Source organism: Streptomyces aurantiacus (genome assembly GCF_001418335.1).
GTDB classification, from domain to species: Bacteria; Actinomycetota; Actinomycetes; order Streptomycetales; family Streptomycetaceae; genus Streptomyces; species Streptomyces aurantiacus.
The window spans coordinates 1-17,208 of sequence record NZ_LIPP01000026.1 but is presented as its reverse complement, the minus strand read 5'-3'; the positions used below and the strand labels follow the sequence as shown (position 1 = coordinate 17,208).

The window sequence follows — 17,208 nt, the reverse complement described above, 5'->3', positions numbered from 1 at the left end:
GCCCTTGAACTCCCACCAGGGCCGGCGGTGCGAGTGACGTTAGGTCGGGCCCACAAGCCTTAACAAGATGTTGACACGAGAGCAATAAGCGCAAAACTCCTGGTCACAGAGGTGTGCTTGTAGGCGCGATGTCGATGGGTACGCCGTTGAGGACGGCCGTGCCGGACAGTGGGTCGAGCAGGGTGCCGTCCAGGAGCTGGTTGACGTTGACGCCGGGGTTCTCCGCGGCGTGGGTCAGGCGGGTGCCGGGCCGGTCGTGGCCCCAGCCGTGCGGCAGGCTCACGACCCCGCGTCGTACGGAGTCGGTGATCTCGGCGGGGGCGACGACCTCTCCCCCGGCGCCCTTCACGCGCACCGGTGCCCCGTCGGTGACGCCGAGGCGTTCGGCGTCGTCGGGGTGGATGTGCAGGGTGCAGCGGTTGGTACCGCCGGTGAGGGCGGGGATGTTGTGCATCCAACTGTTGTTGGACCGCAGGTGGCGGCGGCCGACCAGGACGAGGCCCTCGGGACGCCGGCGCAGTGCCTCCCTGAGGCGCGGGAGATCGTCGGCCAGGGGCCCCGGGAGCAGTTCGACGAGTCCGCTGCGGGTCCTGAGGGGACCCGGCAGCCGCGGCTTGAGCGGCCCGAGGTCGATGCCGTGCGGATGGGCCAGCAGCTTCTCCAGGGTCAGGCCTTCGGGGTGGGCGCCGAATCCGTCGCCGTACGGGCCCAGCCGCAGCATCATGTCGAGGCGCCGCTCGGGGCCGGTCTCGCCGGTGAGGGTGGCGGCGAGTTCGCGGGGGTCGCGGCCGTGCGCCGGGGAGTGCGGTTCCTTGACTGCCTTGCCGAGGGTCTGGCCGATGACCAGGTCGTCCACGGCGGCCGGGTCGGCGCCGTGTATGCCCGTCGCGGCGAGGACGAGCCTGGCCAGGATCTCCGTCTCGGCCATCCGGCCCGGTTCCAGGGGGACGGCGGCCCTGGTGTAGCGGACCTGGTTGCGTACGGCGAGGGTGTTGAAGGCGAAGTCGTGGTGCGGGCTCTGCGAGGGCGGGGGCGGCGGCAGCACGACGTGGGCGTGGCGCGAGGTCTCGTTCAGGTAGGGGTCGACGCTGACCATGAAGTCGAGCGAGTCGAGGGCCTTGTCGAGGCGGTCGCCGTCGGGGGTGGAGAGGACCGGGTTGGCGGCGATCGTGATGAGGGCGCGGATCGGCTCGCCCTCGGCGGTCGCGGTGTCGATCTCCTCGGCGAGCGCGGCGATGGGCAGTTCGCCCTTGGCCTCCGGATGGCGGCTCACCCGGCTGTGCCAGCGGCCGAGCGCAAAGCCGCGGCCGGGTCCGGCGGGGCGGGGCGTGCGGTCGGTGGCGGCCTGCGGGAAGAGGGCACCGCCGGGCCGGTCGAGGTTGCCGGTGAGGATGTTGAGCACGTCGACCAGCCAGCTGGCCAGGGTGCCGTGCGGAACGGTGCAGCTGCCGATGCGGCCGTAGACGGCGGCGGTGGGCGCGGCGGCCAGTTCACGGGCGAGCGCCCGGATCGTGTCGGCGTCGACGTCGCAGGCCTCGGCAGCCTTGTCCGGCGTGAAGTCCCGTACAGCCTCGGCGAGTTCGTCCAGTCCCTGCACCAGGTCGCGGAGGTCGCCGAGATCGGTGAGCCGCTCGTCGAAGAGGACGTACGCCATCGCCGCGAGGAGCAGCGCGTCGGTGCCGGGGCGGATGGCTACGTGCCGGTCGGCGAGTTTGGCGGTGCGGGTGCGGCGGGGGTCGATGACCGTGAGGGTGCCGCCGCGTGCCTTGAGGGCCTTGAGTTTGCCGGGGAAGTCGGGCGCGGTGCACAGACTCCCGTTGGACTCCAGGGGGTTGGCGCCGATCAGCAGCAGGTGGTCGGTGTGGTCGAGATCGGGTACGGGGATCGCGAGGGCGTCGCCGTAGAGCAGGCCGCTGGAGACGTGCTTGGGCATCTGGTCGACGGTGGACGCGGTGAAGAGGCTGTGCGTGCCGAGTCCGGCGAGCAGGACGGGCGGATAGAGCGCGCCGGCCATGGTGTGCACGTTCGGGTTGCCGAGGACGGCTCCGACGGAGTGCGGCCCGTACCGCTCGACCACCGGTCGCAGTCCGGCGGCGACCGCGTCGAAGGCCTCCTCCCAGGTGGCCTCGCGCAACGCGCCGTCCCTGCGCACCAAGGGGGTCCGCAGGCGGTCCGGGTCACTGTCGGCAGCCCCGAACGACGCTCCCTTGGGGCAGATGAACCCCTGGCTGAACACGTCGTCGTGGTCCCCGCGCGCGCTCGTCACCCGGGTCCCCTCGATGGTGAGCGTCAGCCCGCAGGTGGCCTCGCAGAGCGGGCAGATGCGCAGGGCTGTGCGGGAGTCGGTGGTGGTGGACACGGGTCCTCCGGAGGGGTGGCGGCAACGGTGACGCACTGGCCGAGCCCAGCATACCGACCGGTATGGACGGTGGGGAGGGGTCGCGGGGGTCCGGTCGCACATTCGCGTACGGGGCGATCCACGAAGGTACGCCGACATGTCGACGTACCGGCGGGCCCCACACTCGCGCCCCGCGCCTCACGCCCGGTCCCACACCTCACGCCTCACGCCTCACGCCTCACGCCTCACGCCCGGTGGGCCTACCGGGCGCGCACCGCGTGGGTCAGCCCACCCGATCAGTCGAGCGAGCGTGACAGATACGCCCGTAGCAGTTCCCGTGTCTCCTCTATGACCCGTTCGTCGCCCGACGGGCTGAGGCGGAAGGCGAGTTGGACGAGGGTGTCCGCGGCCTCGACCGCGATGAGCGAGCTGCGCCGGAGGTCGTCGTCGGGGGCGCGGTCGAGAAAGGCGGACAGCATGTCGGTCAGACCGTCGGCGACGCGCGTGTTGGGTTCGGCGTCGCGGGTGCCGACCGGTATCTGGTTGCCGAAGTCGACGAGGGAGAAGCCGGGCGCGGTGCGCTTCATGGCGATGTACTCGTCGAGGATCGCGTCCACGGCCACCCGCCAGCCCGCCCCTGCCCCGGTCTCCTGGAGGCGGCGGCTGACCCGCTCGGTGTAGATGTCGAGGTTGCGCTGCGCGAGCGCGTCGGCCATGGCCCGCTTGTTGCCGAAGAAGCGGTAGACGGACCCTATGGGCACCCCGGCGCGCAGGGCGACCGCGCGGGTGCTCAGGGCGTCGTAACCGACTTCGTCCAGGAGGTCGGCGCAGGCGTCGAGGATACGGGTGAGTCTTTCGGCGCTACGGCGCTGGACGGGCGCGCGGCGCAGCGAGGTCGCAGGAGGCACAGGCTTCATGATGCCTTTCCGCCGGAGTCCGGTGAAGCGTGCCCTTGTGTACGAAGTCGGTGCCCGTGCCACTCATCTGCCGTTCAGCTGCCGTTCAGCGGCGACTCGCCTGCCACTCGGCCAAGAGGCGGCGGGCCACTGGTCGTGACGGCCGGGACGGCCTCGTCGGCCCGCGTGCCGGCCGCTGTGCCGGTCGCCGTGCCGGTCGTCGTGCCGGTCACCGTTCCGGTCGTTGTCTGTTCCTCGTGCGTCGGGGCCGAGTCGGACACCGTGATGTCGGCGGTGCTGCCGACGGGGGCTCCATCGACCGCCCACACCGTGTCGTCGTCGGCGTGCAGGCGCACCGTCACCTGGTGGGTGCCGCGCGAGACAACGTTGCCCGCGAGGTGGTGGTCCGAGCTGCGCAGGAAGGACAGGGGGCGGCCGTCCAGCCGGAGCAGGGCGTACCCGCGGCCCGGTTCGGCCTTCTTGCGCGTACCGGCCGGTGAGAACCGGAAGTCGTGGACGGTCAGCCGGACGTCCCAGCCGTCGTCGGTGTCGGGCTGTATCTCGATCGCGACTTCCGGTGCGCTCTCCTTGTCGATCTCACGGTAGTGCCGCCCCTCCTCGTCCGTGTCCTTCAGCACCTTGCCCACCGGTGACGGCCGCACCTCGTCCTTCTGGCGCGCGCCGCCGGATTCACAGCCCGTCGCTCCGACGAGAAGGGCACCGAACAGGGCACAGACCGCGAGCGCGGTGAGGAAGGGGCGGGTCCACGACATGCCCGGAGATTAGAACACCGGTCTGACAGTCGGGATCCCCCTTGAGTCGGGTTCTTGGGTACTCCCGTGGTGCGGGCGGCGTGATCGCGCCACTCCCCGCCGGGCACGGAAGGGTCCCCCTTGCGCACCGATCCGCCGAATCCTACGGTGATACATAGGAATCGGGAACGAGGGAGCGACCATGACTGGGGACGCGCGCACGCGCAACGGCACCGAGGCACCGCGGAAGACCGTCGAAGCGTTGCGGAAGACCGCCGAGGCATCGCGGAGGACCGCCGAAGCGCTGACGTATCTCTCCGGGTTCGGCAACGAGCACAGTTCGGAGGCGGTCCCGGGCGCGCTCCCGCACGGCCGCAACTCGCCGCAGCGGGTCCCGCTCGGGCTGTACGCGGAACAGCTGAGCGGGTCGGCGTTCACCGAGCCGAGGGCGCACAACCGCCGCTCGTGGCTGTACCGGATCCGCCCTTCGGCCGCGCACCCCGCGTTCACCCGCACCGACAACGGCGCCCTGCGTTCGGCTCCCTTCACGGAGACGGTGCCGGACCCGAACCGGCTGCGCTGGGACCCGCTGCCGGAGCCCGCTCCGGGTACCGACTTCCTGGCGGGCCTGTGGACCCTCGGCGGCAACGGCGACGCCACACAGCGCACCGGCATGGCCGTGCACCTATATCACGCCAACTCGTCGATGGAGCGGGTGTTCAGCGACGCCGACGGCGAGCTGCTGATCGTGCCGGAGCACGGCGGGCTGCTGCTGCGCACGGAGTTCGGGCTGCTGCATGTGGAGCCGGGACATGTGGCGCTGATTCCTCGTGGGGTGCGCTTCCGTGTGGACCTGCTGGGCGCCGCGTCCGACGGCGGGCAGAGCCCGACCGCACGGGGCTATGTGTGCGAGAACTACGGGGCGCCCTTCCGACTCCCCGACCTCGGCCCGATCGGCGCCAACGGTCTCGCCAACGCCCGGGACTTCCGGGCCCCGGTCGCCGCGTACGAGGACGACGGGGACGGGGACGGTGGGGACCATGGGAACGACGGGGGCACGGCGGGGCAGGTGGAGGTGGTCAACAAGTTCTGCGGCAACCTCTGGACGGCGCTGTACAACCACTCGCCGCTGGACGTTGTCGCCTGGCACGGCAGCCATGTGCCGTACGTCTATGATCTGCGCCTCTTCAATGTGATGGGCACCATCAGCTACGACCATCCCGACCCGTCGATCTTCACCGTGCTGACGTCGCCGTCCGACACCCCGGGCCTGGCCGGAGTCGACTTCGTGGTCTTCGCGCCCCGCTGGCTGGTGGGCGAGGACACCTTCCGGCCGCCCTACTTCCACCGGAACGTGATGAGCGAGTACATGGGGCTCGTCGAGGGCGCCTACGACGCGAAGGCCGCCGGGGAAGGGGGCTTCGTGCCGGGCGGCGGTTCGCTGCACAACATGATGTCGGCGCACGGTCCCGACCGGGAGACGTTCGAGCGGGCGAGCGCCGCCGAGCTGCGGCCGCAGAAGGTCGACGACGGGCTGGCCTTCATGTTCGAGACGCGCTGGCCGGTCACCGCCACCGCGCAGGCCGCCCGCGCGGAGCATCTGCAGACCGGGTACGACGACGTGTGGCGGGGCCTCCAGCGCCATTTCCGACCGGCCGACCGGCGGTGACCGACCGGCGGTGACGGCACCCCACAGCCGCTCGTGACCGCTCACGGCCCATGCGTGACCGCCCAAGACCATCCGAGACCACTCATCACCTCCCGTTGCACCGAACGCCCGCGACCGGTACGGATACCCTCGTGACCTCCTTCGCTCCGGACTCGATCGTCCTGAACCGCAAGCTGCCGCTCTGGTACCAGGTGTCGCAGTCCCTGCGCGCCTCGATACTCGGACGGTCGCCGCGGGATTCGCTGCGCCTGCCCACCGAGGAGCAACTGGCGGAGCACTACGGGGTGAGCGTGCTGACCATGCGGCAGGCGCTCAAGGAGCTGGAGGACGAAGGACTCATCACCCGCCATCGAAGGCGCGGCACGTTCATCGAGCCGAGCGCCGTCCGGGGCGCGCCGGTTCGCCTTCTCGGCTCGGTGGACGCCATCGTGGCCCAGCAGTCGGGCATGACGACAGAACTGCTGGACCAGGGGAGCGCGCCCGTGTCGGGCGACCTCTCCGAGTACTTCCCGGACCTGGCGGAGGTGGCGACGTACCACCGGCTGCGCAGCGACGAGAAGACCGGTGAGCCGACCAACCACGCGCGCAACTACGTACGGCCCGAACTGGCGGCCCTGTTCGACCCCGAGGACCTGGTCCGCTGGCCCATGACCAAGGTCCTGCGCGACGTCGCGGGGGCGAGGATCGGCCAGATCACCGACACCGTCGAGGCACGGCTCGCCGACCCGGAGACCGCCCGGCTGCTCCAGGTCCCGCTGCTGAGCCCGATCCTGCACTACACGGGCATCGTGCACGGCGAGGACGGCCGGGCCCTTGACGTGGCCCGCATCCACTACCGGGGCGACCGTTTCTCGTTCACGGTCACCCTCGACGCCCACTGACCGTGCGGGACCCGGTCGCCGCCCAGGAGCCACGTCGTACGATGCCGAGCGTGACGCACGACGACGCTCCGCTGCTCGCGGACCTGATGCCGTGGTCCGTCGCACCTCCCCGGCTGGGCCGGGCGTGGCCGACGGCGCCCGACTCGGCGTCCCTGAAAGCCCGGTGGGACGCCCTCCTGGAGGCGGAGGGGCCCGACCGCGAGGCGTTGTTCGGCGCCACCCGCGCGCGGACCCTGCACTCGGCGGTGGGGCAGTTGCCCGGTCACGCCTCCGGAACGGGCCGGTTGGCGCGCGCGTCGGGGCCCTGCGCGGAGCCGGTACGGGTCCTGGTCGGGCCGTTCGACGAACAGTGGCTGATTCCCGACCACCGGCTGATCGACGCGGCGCGGCCGGAGCTCTGGCGGGTGGCGGACGAGCACCAGGTGTTCGCGGTCGAGCAGTCACCCGCACCCGACGGTCCCGCGCTCCTCGTCTCGTCCGTGCTGCCGGTCGTCCCGCCGCAGCCGCGGAACCAGCAGAGGAACCCACAGCGGAATCCACTGCAGACCGCGCAGACGAACCCCCAGACGAATCCGCAGACGAACCCGCAGAGGAGTTCACAGGCGAAAACCGCCCCCGCCGCCCGCCCCGGCCGGGTCAGGCCGCTGTACCGGCGCCCCGGCGGCCTCGAACCGAACCTGGCGCCCGGCCTGTTGGAGCTTCTCTCCGAGCGGCTGGGCCATCCCCTCACCCCCCTCGATGTGCTCGCCTGGACGGTCGCGACCGCGCGCCCGGGGCCGAACGGACCCACCGTCCCCCTCACGGCCGACCCCGAACTGTGGGCCCAGGGCACCGAGTTGGGCCACCGCATGCTGTGGCTGATGCGCCGCGACGGCGAGCGCCCCAAGCTGCCCGGCGGCCGTCGCCCCTACGTGCGGGCCCCGCTGCCGCCCTTCCCGCTCGAACAGCGCTACGACCGCGAGGAGGAGACCCTCGGCCTCGACGAGGGCCGCATCTCCCCCGTACCGCCCGCCGCCTGGGACTTCGAGGTGGGCGGCGTCCGCGTCCTGGACCAGTGGTTCGCCAACCGGATCACCCGCCCCGAGCCCGGCACGCTGGAGGCCATCCGCCCCACGACATGGCCCCAGCCCTGGACGTCGGAACTGCTGGAACTGGTGACGGTGCTGACCCTGCTGGCCGAACTCCGCACGCAGCAACCGGAGTTGTTCCGACACACCCAGCACAGTCAGCACACCCGGCACACCACCGTCACGGCAACCGACCTGCGCAAGGCGGGCGTACTCCCGCCGCCCGACTCCACCCGCCGCCCGGCCTCGGTCCTGAACCACCCCGAAGAGGGCCCGGAGGGCCAGTTCGCCCTGCTCTAGGCTGATCGCCGCCGGGGCGCGGGGGCACGGCAGAGGGCACGGCGGAGGGCACGGACCAAACGCCGCGGGGCGCCGCCGAAGCGGCTCAGCGCGACGGGTCGAACCCGTCGAGCACCCGATCGAGCGCCCGCCGGAACACCGCCTCCAGATCGATCGGCCCGGCGTCCTCCATGAACGCCGCGGCCATCCGCGGATACGCCCCACTCGCCACCTGGCTGCCCAGATAGGCGCCCCGCACCGCGTTCTCCTGCTCCTCCGACCACGGCAGCGCCCGCACCCGCTCGGCCGTCGCCAGCTCGTTCCCGACGTACGTCGTGACCACGCCGTTGACCATCGCGATCAGCTCGAACTTGGTCCCGTACGTGCCGTCGAAGGAGTCCAGGCAGGCCAGGCAGTGCTCCAGATACCGCAGGGCATGCGGGCTGAAGCCGTACACCGGTGACATCAGAGCCGGCACCCAGGGATGCCGGTACATCAGCGCACGCGTCTGACGCGCGACCCGCAGCATGTCGGCCCGCCAGTCCCCCGCCGGCTCCCACAACTCGTGCTCGGCGCCGACGGCGTCGACCATCAGCTCGTACAGGTCCTCCTTGCGCGGCACGTAGTTGTAGAGCGACATCGTCCCGCAGCCCAGTTCGGCCGCCACGTGACGCATCGTCACGGCGCCGAGCCCCTGCGCGTCAGCGATCCGCACCGCCGCGTCCGCGATGTCGGCCCGGGTGAACGCGGGCCGCGGGCCGCGCCCGGTCCGCTCGGGTCGGGCCCAGATCACTTCGGGTACGTCGGCATGTCCTGCCATCGGTGTCGCCAGCCCTGCCATCGGTGGATCCTGTCGCCACCATCCTAGTTACGTACAGCGTACGTAATGCGCTATGGTCACCCCATGACTACTACGTACGCTGTACTTAGTGAGGGTCTGGAGAAGTGCTTCGGAGACGTCCACGCTCTTCAGGGGCTGGATCTCGCGGTGGCCGAGGGGACCGTCTGCGCACTGCTGGGCCCCAACGGCGCCGGAAAGACCACGGCGGTACGGCTGCTGACCACCCTGCTGCGGCCCGACGCCGGGTCCGCCCGGGTCGCGGGGCACGATCTCGTACGGGAGCCGGACGCCGTGCGCCGCGCCATCGCCGTCACCGGGCAGTACGCGTCGGTCGACGGCGACCTCACGGGACGCGAGAGTCTGCGGCTGTTCGCGAAGCTCCACCGCGTCCCGAAGCCGGCCGTCCGCGCCGACGAACTCCTCGACCGCTTCGAACTCACCGGCGCGGCGGACCGGCCCGCGTCCACCTACTCGGGCGGTATGCGACGCCGTCTCGACCTGGCCGCCGGCCTGATCACCCGGCCGGCGGTGCTGTTCCTCGACGAGCCGACGACGGGCCTCGACCCTCACAGCCGCAACCACATCTGGACCACCGTGCGCGACCTGCGGTCGGAGGGCACGACGGTCCTGCTCACCACCCAGTACCTGGAGGAGGCGGACCAGCTCGCCGACGACATCGTGCTCGTGGAACGGGGGCGGGCCGCGCACTCGGGAACACCCGCCGAACTCAAGGCGCTCGTCGGCTCGTACGCGGAAGCGGTCGTCGCCCGCGGGGACGCGATGGCCGGCGCGGCGGCCGTCCTGGACCGGCTGACCGGCTCCGCGCCGGTCTTCGACCGGGAGCGGCACGCCGTCGGGGCGGTCACCACCGACCCGACGCTCACCCTTCCCCGGCTCGTACGCGAACTCGACGCCGCCGGTGTGCCGTTGCTCGACGCGAGCCTGCGCCCGCCGACCCTCGACGACGTCTTCCTCCGCCTGACGGGCGGCCCGAGGGACGACCTCGGCGACGACCACGACGACGGCCTCAAGGACGACCGGCCCGACAACGGGACCTACAGCCGGACCGGCAGCCGCACCGACAACAGCAAGGAGCTCGCGTCATGAGCACATTGGCGTACGACGGCACGGCGATGCTGGGCCGTCAGCTGCGGCGGGTGAGGCACAACCCGGGGCTGCTGATCCTCACCCAGACCATGCCGATCACGATGCTGCTGTTCTTCGGCTACGTCTTCGGCAGCGCGCTGGCGATGCCCGGCGGGGAGTACCGGGCCTTCCTGGTACCGGGGCTGCTGGTGGCGACGGCGGCCAACGGCATCATGACGGGCATGTTCCAGGCCGCCCAGGACTCGCACCGGGGCGTGACGGACCGCTTCCGTACGCTGCCTATGAGCAGGGCCGCCGTGCCGCTCGGGCAGGCCGCCGCGGACCTCGTCCTCACCGCCGCGGGCACGGTGCCGCTGCTGCTGGTGGGGCTCGCGGTGGGCTGGCGGATCGAGGGCTCCGCGCTCGAAGCGGTCGCCGCCGTGGGGCTGTTGCTGCTCTTCCGGTTCGCGACCACGTGGATCGGCATCCTGCTGGGACTCGTCTCGCGGAGCGAGGAGGCGGCCGGGCAGCTCGGCGGCGCGACGTTCATCCTGCCGCTGCTGTCGAACGCGTACATCCCGACGGACGGTCTGCCGGGCTGGCTGCGCACCCTCGCCGAGTGGAACCCGATCAGCGCGGTGACCACGGCCCTGCGGGATCTGTTCGGAAACGCGCCGGTGCCGGTCGACGGCGCCTGGCCGGTGACGCACCCCGTCGCGGGATCGCTGGCCTGGTGCGCGGTCCTCATCACGGTGTTCATGCCGCTCGCGGTCCGCCGGTACGCGAACGGCGGACGCTGAACAGCGAACGGTGAGCGACAAGCGCTGAGCGGTGGGACGGTGACGGCGCACGCTGCCGGGCGGGGACACGGCAAAGAGGGGGCCGTACCCGCGCTCGGGGAACACACCGAGGCTGTGCCGCGTGCCGTGGGGATGACGGTCGATGAGATCGCAGCACTGCGCCGGGACGGTGTGTCCGCCTGAGCGCGGGTCGAGCGTTCTGCTTCAGGGTCCTGCTCGGTTTCGGCCGCCGGTCAGCGACCGGGGTCGCCGGTCAGCGGCCACCGAACAGGGAACGGCGCAGCCGGCGCAGCGGTGCGAAGAGCGAAACCCGCCTCACTCGCGCGCCCCTGCCGGTGCGGTCGTGCGCGGTGTCACGTGCGGTGAGCTCGCGCATCAGGGACGTCGCCTCGGCCACTTCACGCTGAGGGATGGCGGGGCCACCCATCACCGAGAGATGGCGGTCAAGGCGCGAACTGGTCGCGCTGCTCCCACAGGTGATCGCAGGGACTCGCGCCCTGCCACGCACTGTTATCTGTTCCATGTCACTCCCCACCCATACGAGGGCACCCGGCCCGGGCAGGTTAACCCTATCGCTCCCTCGCGGCACTCGTGTATCCCGGGCACGGGATTCACCTCTCCGGTAAGGGCGTTGACGATCACTCTCCGAATCCGAGCGATTCCAGGGCGAGTTGGACAACCGGTGCGGTGGTGGGCTGCGGGGAGCCACCGGACGGCTCGACGGTCACGGCGAGTGATGTCGCGTCCGTTTCGAGTCCGGTGGCCAGCAAGGGCGTGTCGCCGTCGAGGAGTCCCAGGGAGCGCGGTTTCTCCTCCGGTCGCATGAGCCACAGCTGGTGGACCCGTTCATTCGAAGGTGTACCGAGGCCGGCCGAGGTAACCACGGCGGTGTGCCGCGAGGCGGACGCGACGACGCCGATGCCCTGGCCGTTCGCGTCGCGTCCGGTGCCCGCGCGGGCGTCCGGCGCGGCGAGAACGTGGGCTATGTCACGTGCCTGCGCCCTTTCCTCGTTCAGCTGGTCCTGCGTACGGGACGCCTGCATGCCGAAGAGCGCGGCGACGACGAGGGCGGCGGCGGCCGTGGTGGAGGCGAGCGGGATGAGGAACGGCGAGAAGGCGGAGCGGCGGGCGCGCGACGGCGGGCGTTCCGCACGCGCGCGTGCCGCCTGCGACGACGGCGCGGGGGCCGGCTGTGCGGCGGCCGGCTCCTGAGGCGTGGTCCGAACGGCCAGGAGGACCCGGTCGCGCAGCGCGGCGGGGGCCGGTGCGGCCGTGGACCAGGCGAGGCGGACCGCGTCCTCGCGCAGCGCGCGCACCTCGGCGGCGCAGCTGTCGCAGTGCTTCAGGTGCTTCTCGAACCGCTTGTGCTCACGGAGTTCCAGGGCGTCGAGGGCGTACGGGGCCGCCAGCGAGTGCAGTGCGCTGCCCCGCCGGAAGATGCTGGTCATGCGACACCTCCCAGGCAGTCACGCAGCCGTGTGAGCCCGTCGCGCATGCGCGTCTTGACCGTGCCGAGCGGCAGGGAGAGCCGTTCGGCCACTTCACGGTACGTGTAGCCGTCGTAGTAGGCGAGGGTGACGGACTGTCTTTGCAAGGCGGTGAGCCGGTCGAGGCAGCGGCGTACCCATTCCCGTTCGAGGCCGGCCTCGACCTCCTCGGCGACGTGGTCGAAGGCGGGGCCGTTCGCACGCCGGGCCATGCGCAGTTCGCGCTCGCCGGCGGCGCGGGCGCTGCGGACCCGGTCGACCGCCCTGCGGTGCGCGAGGGTCAGGACCCAGGACAGCGCGGTGCCCCGGCCGGGGTCGTACCGCCCGGCGGTGCGCCACAGTTCGAGGAGTACCTCCTGCGCCACCTCCTCCGACTGCGCCGGGTCCCGCACCACCCGGCGCACCAGTCCGAAGACCGGCCCGGACACCAAGCCGTACAGATCCTCGAAGGCCTTCTGGTCGCCTCCGGCCACGAGCACCAGGAGTTCGTCCGCCTCCACCCGTTTCCCCCTCTCTGCCGTGAACGGCCCGTCCGTTCCCCACGTATTCGGCGCAGGTACGCCTTCGGATGGGGTTACGGATCAACCGCTCGAAAACGCGGGTGAATCCCGAACCAATCCTTTCCCTCCCCGGCTCCGAATGGCGTGCATCAGGCACCACCGACCCGACGCGGAACGAACGCGGAAGGAACCCCGCGTCACCGCCGGGACAGAGCTTTGGGACAGAGGACGGACGGCATGACACCTTTCACCAGCGGGTTCGTGGGACGCAGGAGTCTCGCGACCCTTGTCTGCGGTGCACTGGCCACCGGCGGGCTCGCAGCCGCCGGCGTGACCGCGCTCGCGCCGGGGACAGCGAGCGCCTCCAGCCACCGGGAGGCTCCGCTCATCTCGGGGCAGCCGCAGTACGACAACACGGACGTGTACGCGTTCGCGAGCCCCGACACACCTGATACGACGACCATCGTCGCAAACTGGATCCCCTTCGAGGAACCGGCCGGCGGACCGAACTTCTTCACGTTCGCCGAGGACGCCCAGTACGACCTGCACATCGACAACAACGGTGACGCGCAGGGCGAACTGGTCTTCCGCTACACGTTCAAGACGCATGTCAAGAACGACAAGACGTTCCTGTACAACACGGGTCCGGTCGAGAGCCTCGACGACCCGGACCTCAACATCACGCAGACCTACGACATAGATCTGCTGCAGCTCAAGGACCAGCACCTGGTCAAGAAGACGAAGTACGCGGACGACGTGCCGGTCGCGCCGTCGAACGTCGGCAAGGCGTCCATGCCGGACTACGCCAAGCTCCGCGACCAGGCGGTGCACGAACTGCCGGGCGGGGCCACGACGTTCGCCGGTCAGGCCGACGATCCGTTCTTCCTGGACCTTCGGGTCTTCGACCTGCTGTACGGCGGGAACCTGTCCGAGGTCGGCAACGACACCCTGAAGGGCTACAACGTCAACAGTGTCGCCCTGCAGCTGCCGAACGACCTGATCCAGGAGTCGGCCGAGCAGCCGATCGTCGGCATCTGGTCGACGACGCAGCGCAAGAGCGCGAGCGGCTACTACCGGCAGGTCTCGCGCCTCGGCATGCCGCTGGTGAACGAGGTGGTCAACCCGATCAAGGACAAGGACAAGTTCAACGCGTCCGCGCCCTGGAACGACGGTGACTTCCTGAAGAACGTCACCGAGCCCGAACTGCCGAAGCTCATCGAGGCGATCTACAAGATCGAGGCGCCCGACGAGCCCCGCAACGACCTGGTCGACGTGTTCCTGAAGGGCGTGGAGGGCCTCAACCAGCCGCCGCACGTGCGTCCTTCGGAGATGCTGCGCCTCAACACCTCGATCAAGCCGGCCGCGAAGGAGAAGCGTCTCGGGGTACTGGACGGCGACAACGCGGGCTTCCCGAACGGCCGCCGCCTGGGTGACGACGTGCTGGACATCGCGCTGCAGGTCGTCGAGGGCGAACTGGTCGGCGCCAAGAACGACCTGGGTGACGCGGTCGACAAGAACGACCAGAAGTTCGAGAAGAAGTTCCCGTACGTCGCTCAGCCGACCTCCGGTTCGCGCGGGCCGCTGGCCAAGGGCACGACCGGTACGAACGACGTCCGCAACCAGCTCGGTGACGCGCTGCAGCCCACCAACGGCACGACCGGCACGAGCGGCATGGACGACACCACGCTGATCGCCGTCTCGGCGGCCTCGGGCGCGGCAGGGTTCCTGCTCGTCGGCTCGGGCCTCCTATGGTGGCGCGGCCGTCGCCGGGCCTACTGACCCGCACCCGTACCCGTACCTGCACCTGTACCTGTACCCGCAACCCTGACCGGCGTGGCCCGTGCGTATCCGCCCCCACGGGGCACGGGCCACGCCGCCCGGTAAGTCGACACCAAGGCGATTGAGGAGAGGGCAATGTCCCCGCGTAGCAACGACGACGCGCAGGAGAGGGATCTCGCCGACGCAGCTGCCGAGCCCGTCGAGGCCGTCGACGCTGTCGAGGCCGCCCCGGCGCCCGAGGCAACCGAGGCACCCGCGGCAGCCGAGGCATCCGCGGCACCTGAGCCCCTCAGGTCCCCTGAGCCGGCCGGGCGGCGGCCACGGGTGCTACACCTCGCGGCCTGCGCCGTCGCTCTCGCCGTCGCGATGAGCGCGGGGGCCGTGGTGCTGGGCAGCAGGGACGACGGCGGTACGAGTACGGTGTCGTCCGCGCCCGGTCTCGCCCCCGAGTTGCTGGCCGGCGGCAGCCTGGCGTCGAGCATCTCCGCGCTGCAGTCCCATCTCAAGGCGCAGCCCAAGGACTCCGGCGGCTGGTCCACGCTGGGCATCGCCTACGTCGAGCAGGCCCGCACCACCGGCGACCCGTCCCGCTATCCGCAGGCGCAGCGCGCGCTGGAGCGGTCGCTGGAACTGAGCCCCGACAACGATCCGGCGCTCGCGGGCCGGGCGGCGCTGGCCGCGGCCCGGCACGAGTTCCCCCAGGCCCTGACGTACGCCGAGAAGGCCCTGGCCGAGAACGCGTACAACGAACGAGCCCTGTCGGTCCGCATCGACGCCCTGGTCGAACTCGGCCGCTACGAGCAGGCGTCGAAGGCCGCCGACGAGGCCGACGCCCGCCGCCCCGGCGTCCCGGTCTTCACCCGCTACGCGTACGTGCACGAGCTGCGCGGTGACGTCCGTACGGCCCGGCGTGTCCTGGAGCAGGCGCTGGCCGGTGCCACCGCACCCGGGGACGTCGCCTACGTGGCGTCGTCGCTGGGCCAGCTCTCCTGGCGCGAGGGCGAGTACGGGACGGCGCTGAAGTACTACGAACGGGCACTGCGGGCCGACGGGACCTACCTGCCGGCGCTGGAGGGGCGGGCCCGTGCGCAGGCGGCGAACGGTGACCGGGCCGCCGCGATCCGCGGGATGGAGGAGGTCGTGGCGCGCTTCCCGCTGCCCGGCCCGCTGGTCGTGCTCGGCGAGCTGTACGAGGCACGCGACGGCGAGAGGGACCGGGCGAAGGCCCGCGACCAGTACGCCCTGGTGAACGCCTGGACGGCGCTGGCCCGCGCGAACGGTGTCAACGCCGACCTGGACACCGCCCTCGCGGCGGCGGACCACGGTGACCGCAAGGCCGCCCTGCGCGCCGCGCGTGCCGAATGGAAGCGCCGGCACACCGTGCACACCGCGGACGCGCTCGCCTGGGCCCTGCACGTCAACGGCCGCGACGACGAGGCCCTGCCCTACGCCCGCCGCGCCACGGAGACCGGCTACCGCGACGCGACGTTCCGCTACCACCGCGGCGTCATCGAACGCGCCACGGGTCATGAGAAGGAGGCCCGCGACAGCCTGTCGTCGGCGCTGAAACTCAACCCCGGCTTCTCACCGGTGGGCGCGAAGTCGGCCGAGAAGACCCTGGCGGCGCTGACGGCACGGACCGCACGGACGGCCCCGGGCGGTGCCCGGTGAGCGCCTTCGCCGTACGCCGGCGGGCCTTCGGGTCCTGCCTGGCCGTGCTCATGGCCGCCTGCGCGCTCGTGCTGATCCCTTCCGGCACGGCCTCGGCACATCCACTGGGGAACTTCACCGTCAACCGGTACGACGGTCTCGTGGTCGCTCCCCGAGAGCTGCGGGTCCGTCATGTGGAGGACCTCGCGGAGATCCCGGCGACCCAGGCCAAGCCCGCCATCGACAAGGCGGGCAAGGCGAGTTGGGCCCGGGAGCGGTGCGAGACGGCGGCCGGAAAGAGCCGGGTGACCGTGGGCGGGAAGACCGTCGCCCTGACTGCCGGCGAGAGCCGCGCCCGGGTACGGCCCGGCCAGGCGGGCCTCACCACCCTTCGAGTGGAGTGCCGTTGGACGGCTCCGCTGCCGGCCGGCGAGGCGTCGCTGCGCTTTCACGCCTCCGTGGACGACGGGCCCGGCTGGCGCGAGGTCACGGCACGCGGCGACCGGGCGACCCTCACCTCCTCGGACGTACCCGAGAAGTCCGTTTCGGCCGAACTGACCGAGTACCCCGAGAAGTTGCTGTCGTCACCGGCGGACACGGCGACCGCCTCGCTGCGCGTGCTCCCCGGTGGTCCCGCGCTCGTCGAGGAGGACTCCGACGCGCCCGCCTCGTCCGTGCTTCCGCGCGGCGCCGACCGCTTCACCCGCGCGCTGGACGACCTGGTGTCCGAGCACGAGCTGACCCTGGGCTTCGCCGCGCTCGCCCTGGGCATCGCCGTGCTGCTCGGCGCGCTGCACGCCCTCGCTCCGGGCCACGGCAAGACGATCATGGCCGCCACGGCCGCCGCGCGCGGTGACGCCACGATGCGTGACGTCCTGCCGCTCGCCGCCTCCGTGACCATCACCCACACGCTCGGTGTGGTCGCCCTCGGCATCCTCGTCACCGCCGGTTCGGCTGCCGCGCCCTCGGTGATCGCCTGGCTGGGCGTGACGAGCGGCGTCGTCGTCACGGTGGCCGGCGCGACCCTCGTACGCCGGGCCTGGAAGCAGCGCGGCCCCGGGCACAGCCACTCCCACGGGCACGAACACGGCCACTCCCACGGGCACTCCCACAGCCACGGCGACGGCCACACGCACAGCCACCCGCACCCACATCCCCATGCTCACCCCCACCCCTGTCTCTT

13 protein-coding genes and 3 pseudogenes are annotated in these 17,208 nt (G+C 71.5%); 9 read left to right on the top strand and 7 right to left on the bottom strand.

Annotated elements, in window-relative coordinates; genetic code table 11:
• Positions 1 to 103: 103 nt before the first annotated feature.
• The 3 genes from AOK01_RS03490 to AOK01_RS03480 form a co-directional block, all read right to left on the bottom strand.
• Complete coding sequence (locus AOK01_RS03490; RefSeq protein ID WP_055508237.1) at positions 104 to 2,359, bottom strand: molybdopterin oxidoreductase family protein; 2,256 nt, start codon at positions 2,357 to 2,359, stop codon at positions 104 to 106.
• Between the two features lie 275 nt (positions 2,360 to 2,634).
• A complete protein-coding gene (locus tag AOK01_RS03485; protein WP_055508235.1) occupies positions 2,635 to 3,255 on the bottom strand; it encodes a TetR/AcrR family transcriptional regulator in 621 nt (206 codons plus the stop codon).
• Between the two features lie 74 nt (positions 3,256 to 3,329).
• Entirely contained in the window at positions 3,330 to 4,007 is a 678-nt protein-coding gene (locus AOK01_RS03480; protein WP_063792707.1) for a hypothetical protein, read from the bottom strand.
• Positions 4,008 to 4,188: 181 nt separating this feature from the next.
• On the opposite strand from AOK01_RS03480, the gene hmgA reads away from it, so the two are divergent.
• From hmgA to AOK01_RS43335, 3 genes are all read left to right on the top strand, one after another.
• On the top strand, positions 4,189 to 5,655 hold the full coding sequence (gene hmgA / locus AOK01_RS03475) for a homogentisate 1,2-dioxygenase (protein WP_245702073.1): 1,467 nt from the start codon (positions 4,189 to 4,191) through the stop codon (positions 5,653 to 5,655).
• A gap of 131 nt (positions 5,656 to 5,786) precedes the next feature.
• Positions 5,787 to 6,536: a GntR family transcriptional regulator gene (locus AOK01_RS03470; RefSeq protein WP_055508233.1), complete on the top strand. Its 750-nt coding sequence runs from the start codon at positions 5,787 to 5,789 to the stop codon at positions 6,534 to 6,536.
• 41 nt (positions 6,537 to 6,577) lie between these two features.
• Positions 6,578 to 7,903 (top strand): type ISP restriction/modification enzyme, encoded by a 1,326-nt coding sequence (locus tag AOK01_RS43335; protein ID WP_169800095.1) that lies wholly within the window; start codon positions 6,578 to 6,580, stop codon positions 7,901 to 7,903.
• 85 nt (positions 7,904 to 7,988) lie between these two features.
• Here AOK01_RS43335 and AOK01_RS03460 read toward each other — a convergent pair whose 3' ends face one another.
• On the bottom strand, positions 7,989 to 8,702 hold the full coding sequence (locus AOK01_RS03460) for a TetR/AcrR family transcriptional regulator (protein WP_055508310.1): 714 nt from the start codon (positions 8,700 to 8,702) through the stop codon (positions 7,989 to 7,991).
• Positions 8,703 to 8,786: 84 nt separating this feature from the next.
• Between AOK01_RS03460 and AOK01_RS03455 the strand changes: the two genes are divergently transcribed.
• The 3 genes and pseudogenes from AOK01_RS03455 to AOK01_RS44670 form a co-directional block, all read left to right on the top strand.
• Complete coding sequence (locus AOK01_RS03455) at positions 8,787 to 9,830, top strand: ATP-binding cassette domain-containing protein (protein ID WP_079103141.1); 1,044 nt, start codon at positions 8,787 to 8,789, stop codon at positions 9,828 to 9,830.
• Positions 9,827 to 10,609 carry an ABC transporter permease gene (locus AOK01_RS03450; RefSeq protein WP_055508230.1) on the top strand — a complete coding sequence of 261 codons (783 nt, stop codon included), beginning with the start codon at positions 9,827 to 9,829 and terminating at the stop codon, positions 10,607 to 10,609. The genes AOK01_RS03455 and AOK01_RS03450 overlap by 4 nt, the downstream gene beginning before the upstream one ends.
• A 49-nt stretch (positions 10,610 to 10,658) precedes the next feature.
• A pseudogene (locus tag AOK01_RS44670) lies at positions 10,659 to 10,792 on the top strand (CoA transferase); the annotation flags it as partial.
• Between the two features lie 70 nt (positions 10,793 to 10,862).
• Here the strand turns inward: AOK01_RS44670 and AOK01_RS03445 are convergent.
• The 3 genes and pseudogenes from AOK01_RS03445 to AOK01_RS03435 all read right to left on the bottom strand — a co-directional run.
• Positions 10,863 to 11,132, bottom strand: coding sequence for a hypothetical protein (locus AOK01_RS03445; protein WP_055508228.1), 270 nt, complete (start codon positions 11,130 to 11,132; stop codon positions 10,863 to 10,865).
• Between the two features lie 115 nt (positions 11,133 to 11,247).
• Positions 11,248 to 12,057, bottom strand: a complete 810-nt coding sequence (locus AOK01_RS03440; RefSeq protein WP_055508226.1) for an anti-sigma factor — start codon at positions 12,055 to 12,057, stop codon at positions 11,248 to 11,250.
• Positions 12,054 to 12,605 (bottom strand): annotated as a pseudogene (locus AOK01_RS03435) (sigma-70 family RNA polymerase sigma factor); the annotation flags it as partial. The gene AOK01_RS03440 and the pseudogene AOK01_RS03435, both read right to left, overlap by 4 nt.
• Before the next feature lie 228 nt (positions 12,606 to 12,833).
• Here AOK01_RS03435 and AOK01_RS03430 point away from each other — a divergent pair.
• The 3 genes and pseudogenes from AOK01_RS03430 to AOK01_RS03420 form a co-directional block, all read left to right on the top strand.
• A complete protein-coding gene (locus AOK01_RS03430) occupies positions 12,834 to 14,375 on the top strand; it encodes a DUF4331 domain-containing protein (RefSeq protein WP_055508223.1) in 1,542 nt (513 codons plus the stop codon).
• Between the two features lie 135 nt (positions 14,376 to 14,510).
• Entirely contained in the window at positions 14,511 to 16,046 is a 1,536-nt protein-coding gene (locus AOK01_RS03425; protein WP_055508220.1) for a tetratricopeptide repeat protein, read from the top strand.
• A 50-nt stretch (positions 16,047 to 16,096) separates the two neighbouring features.
• Positions 16,097 to 17,208: pseudogene (locus tag AOK01_RS03420) on the top strand (nickel transporter); the annotation flags it as partial.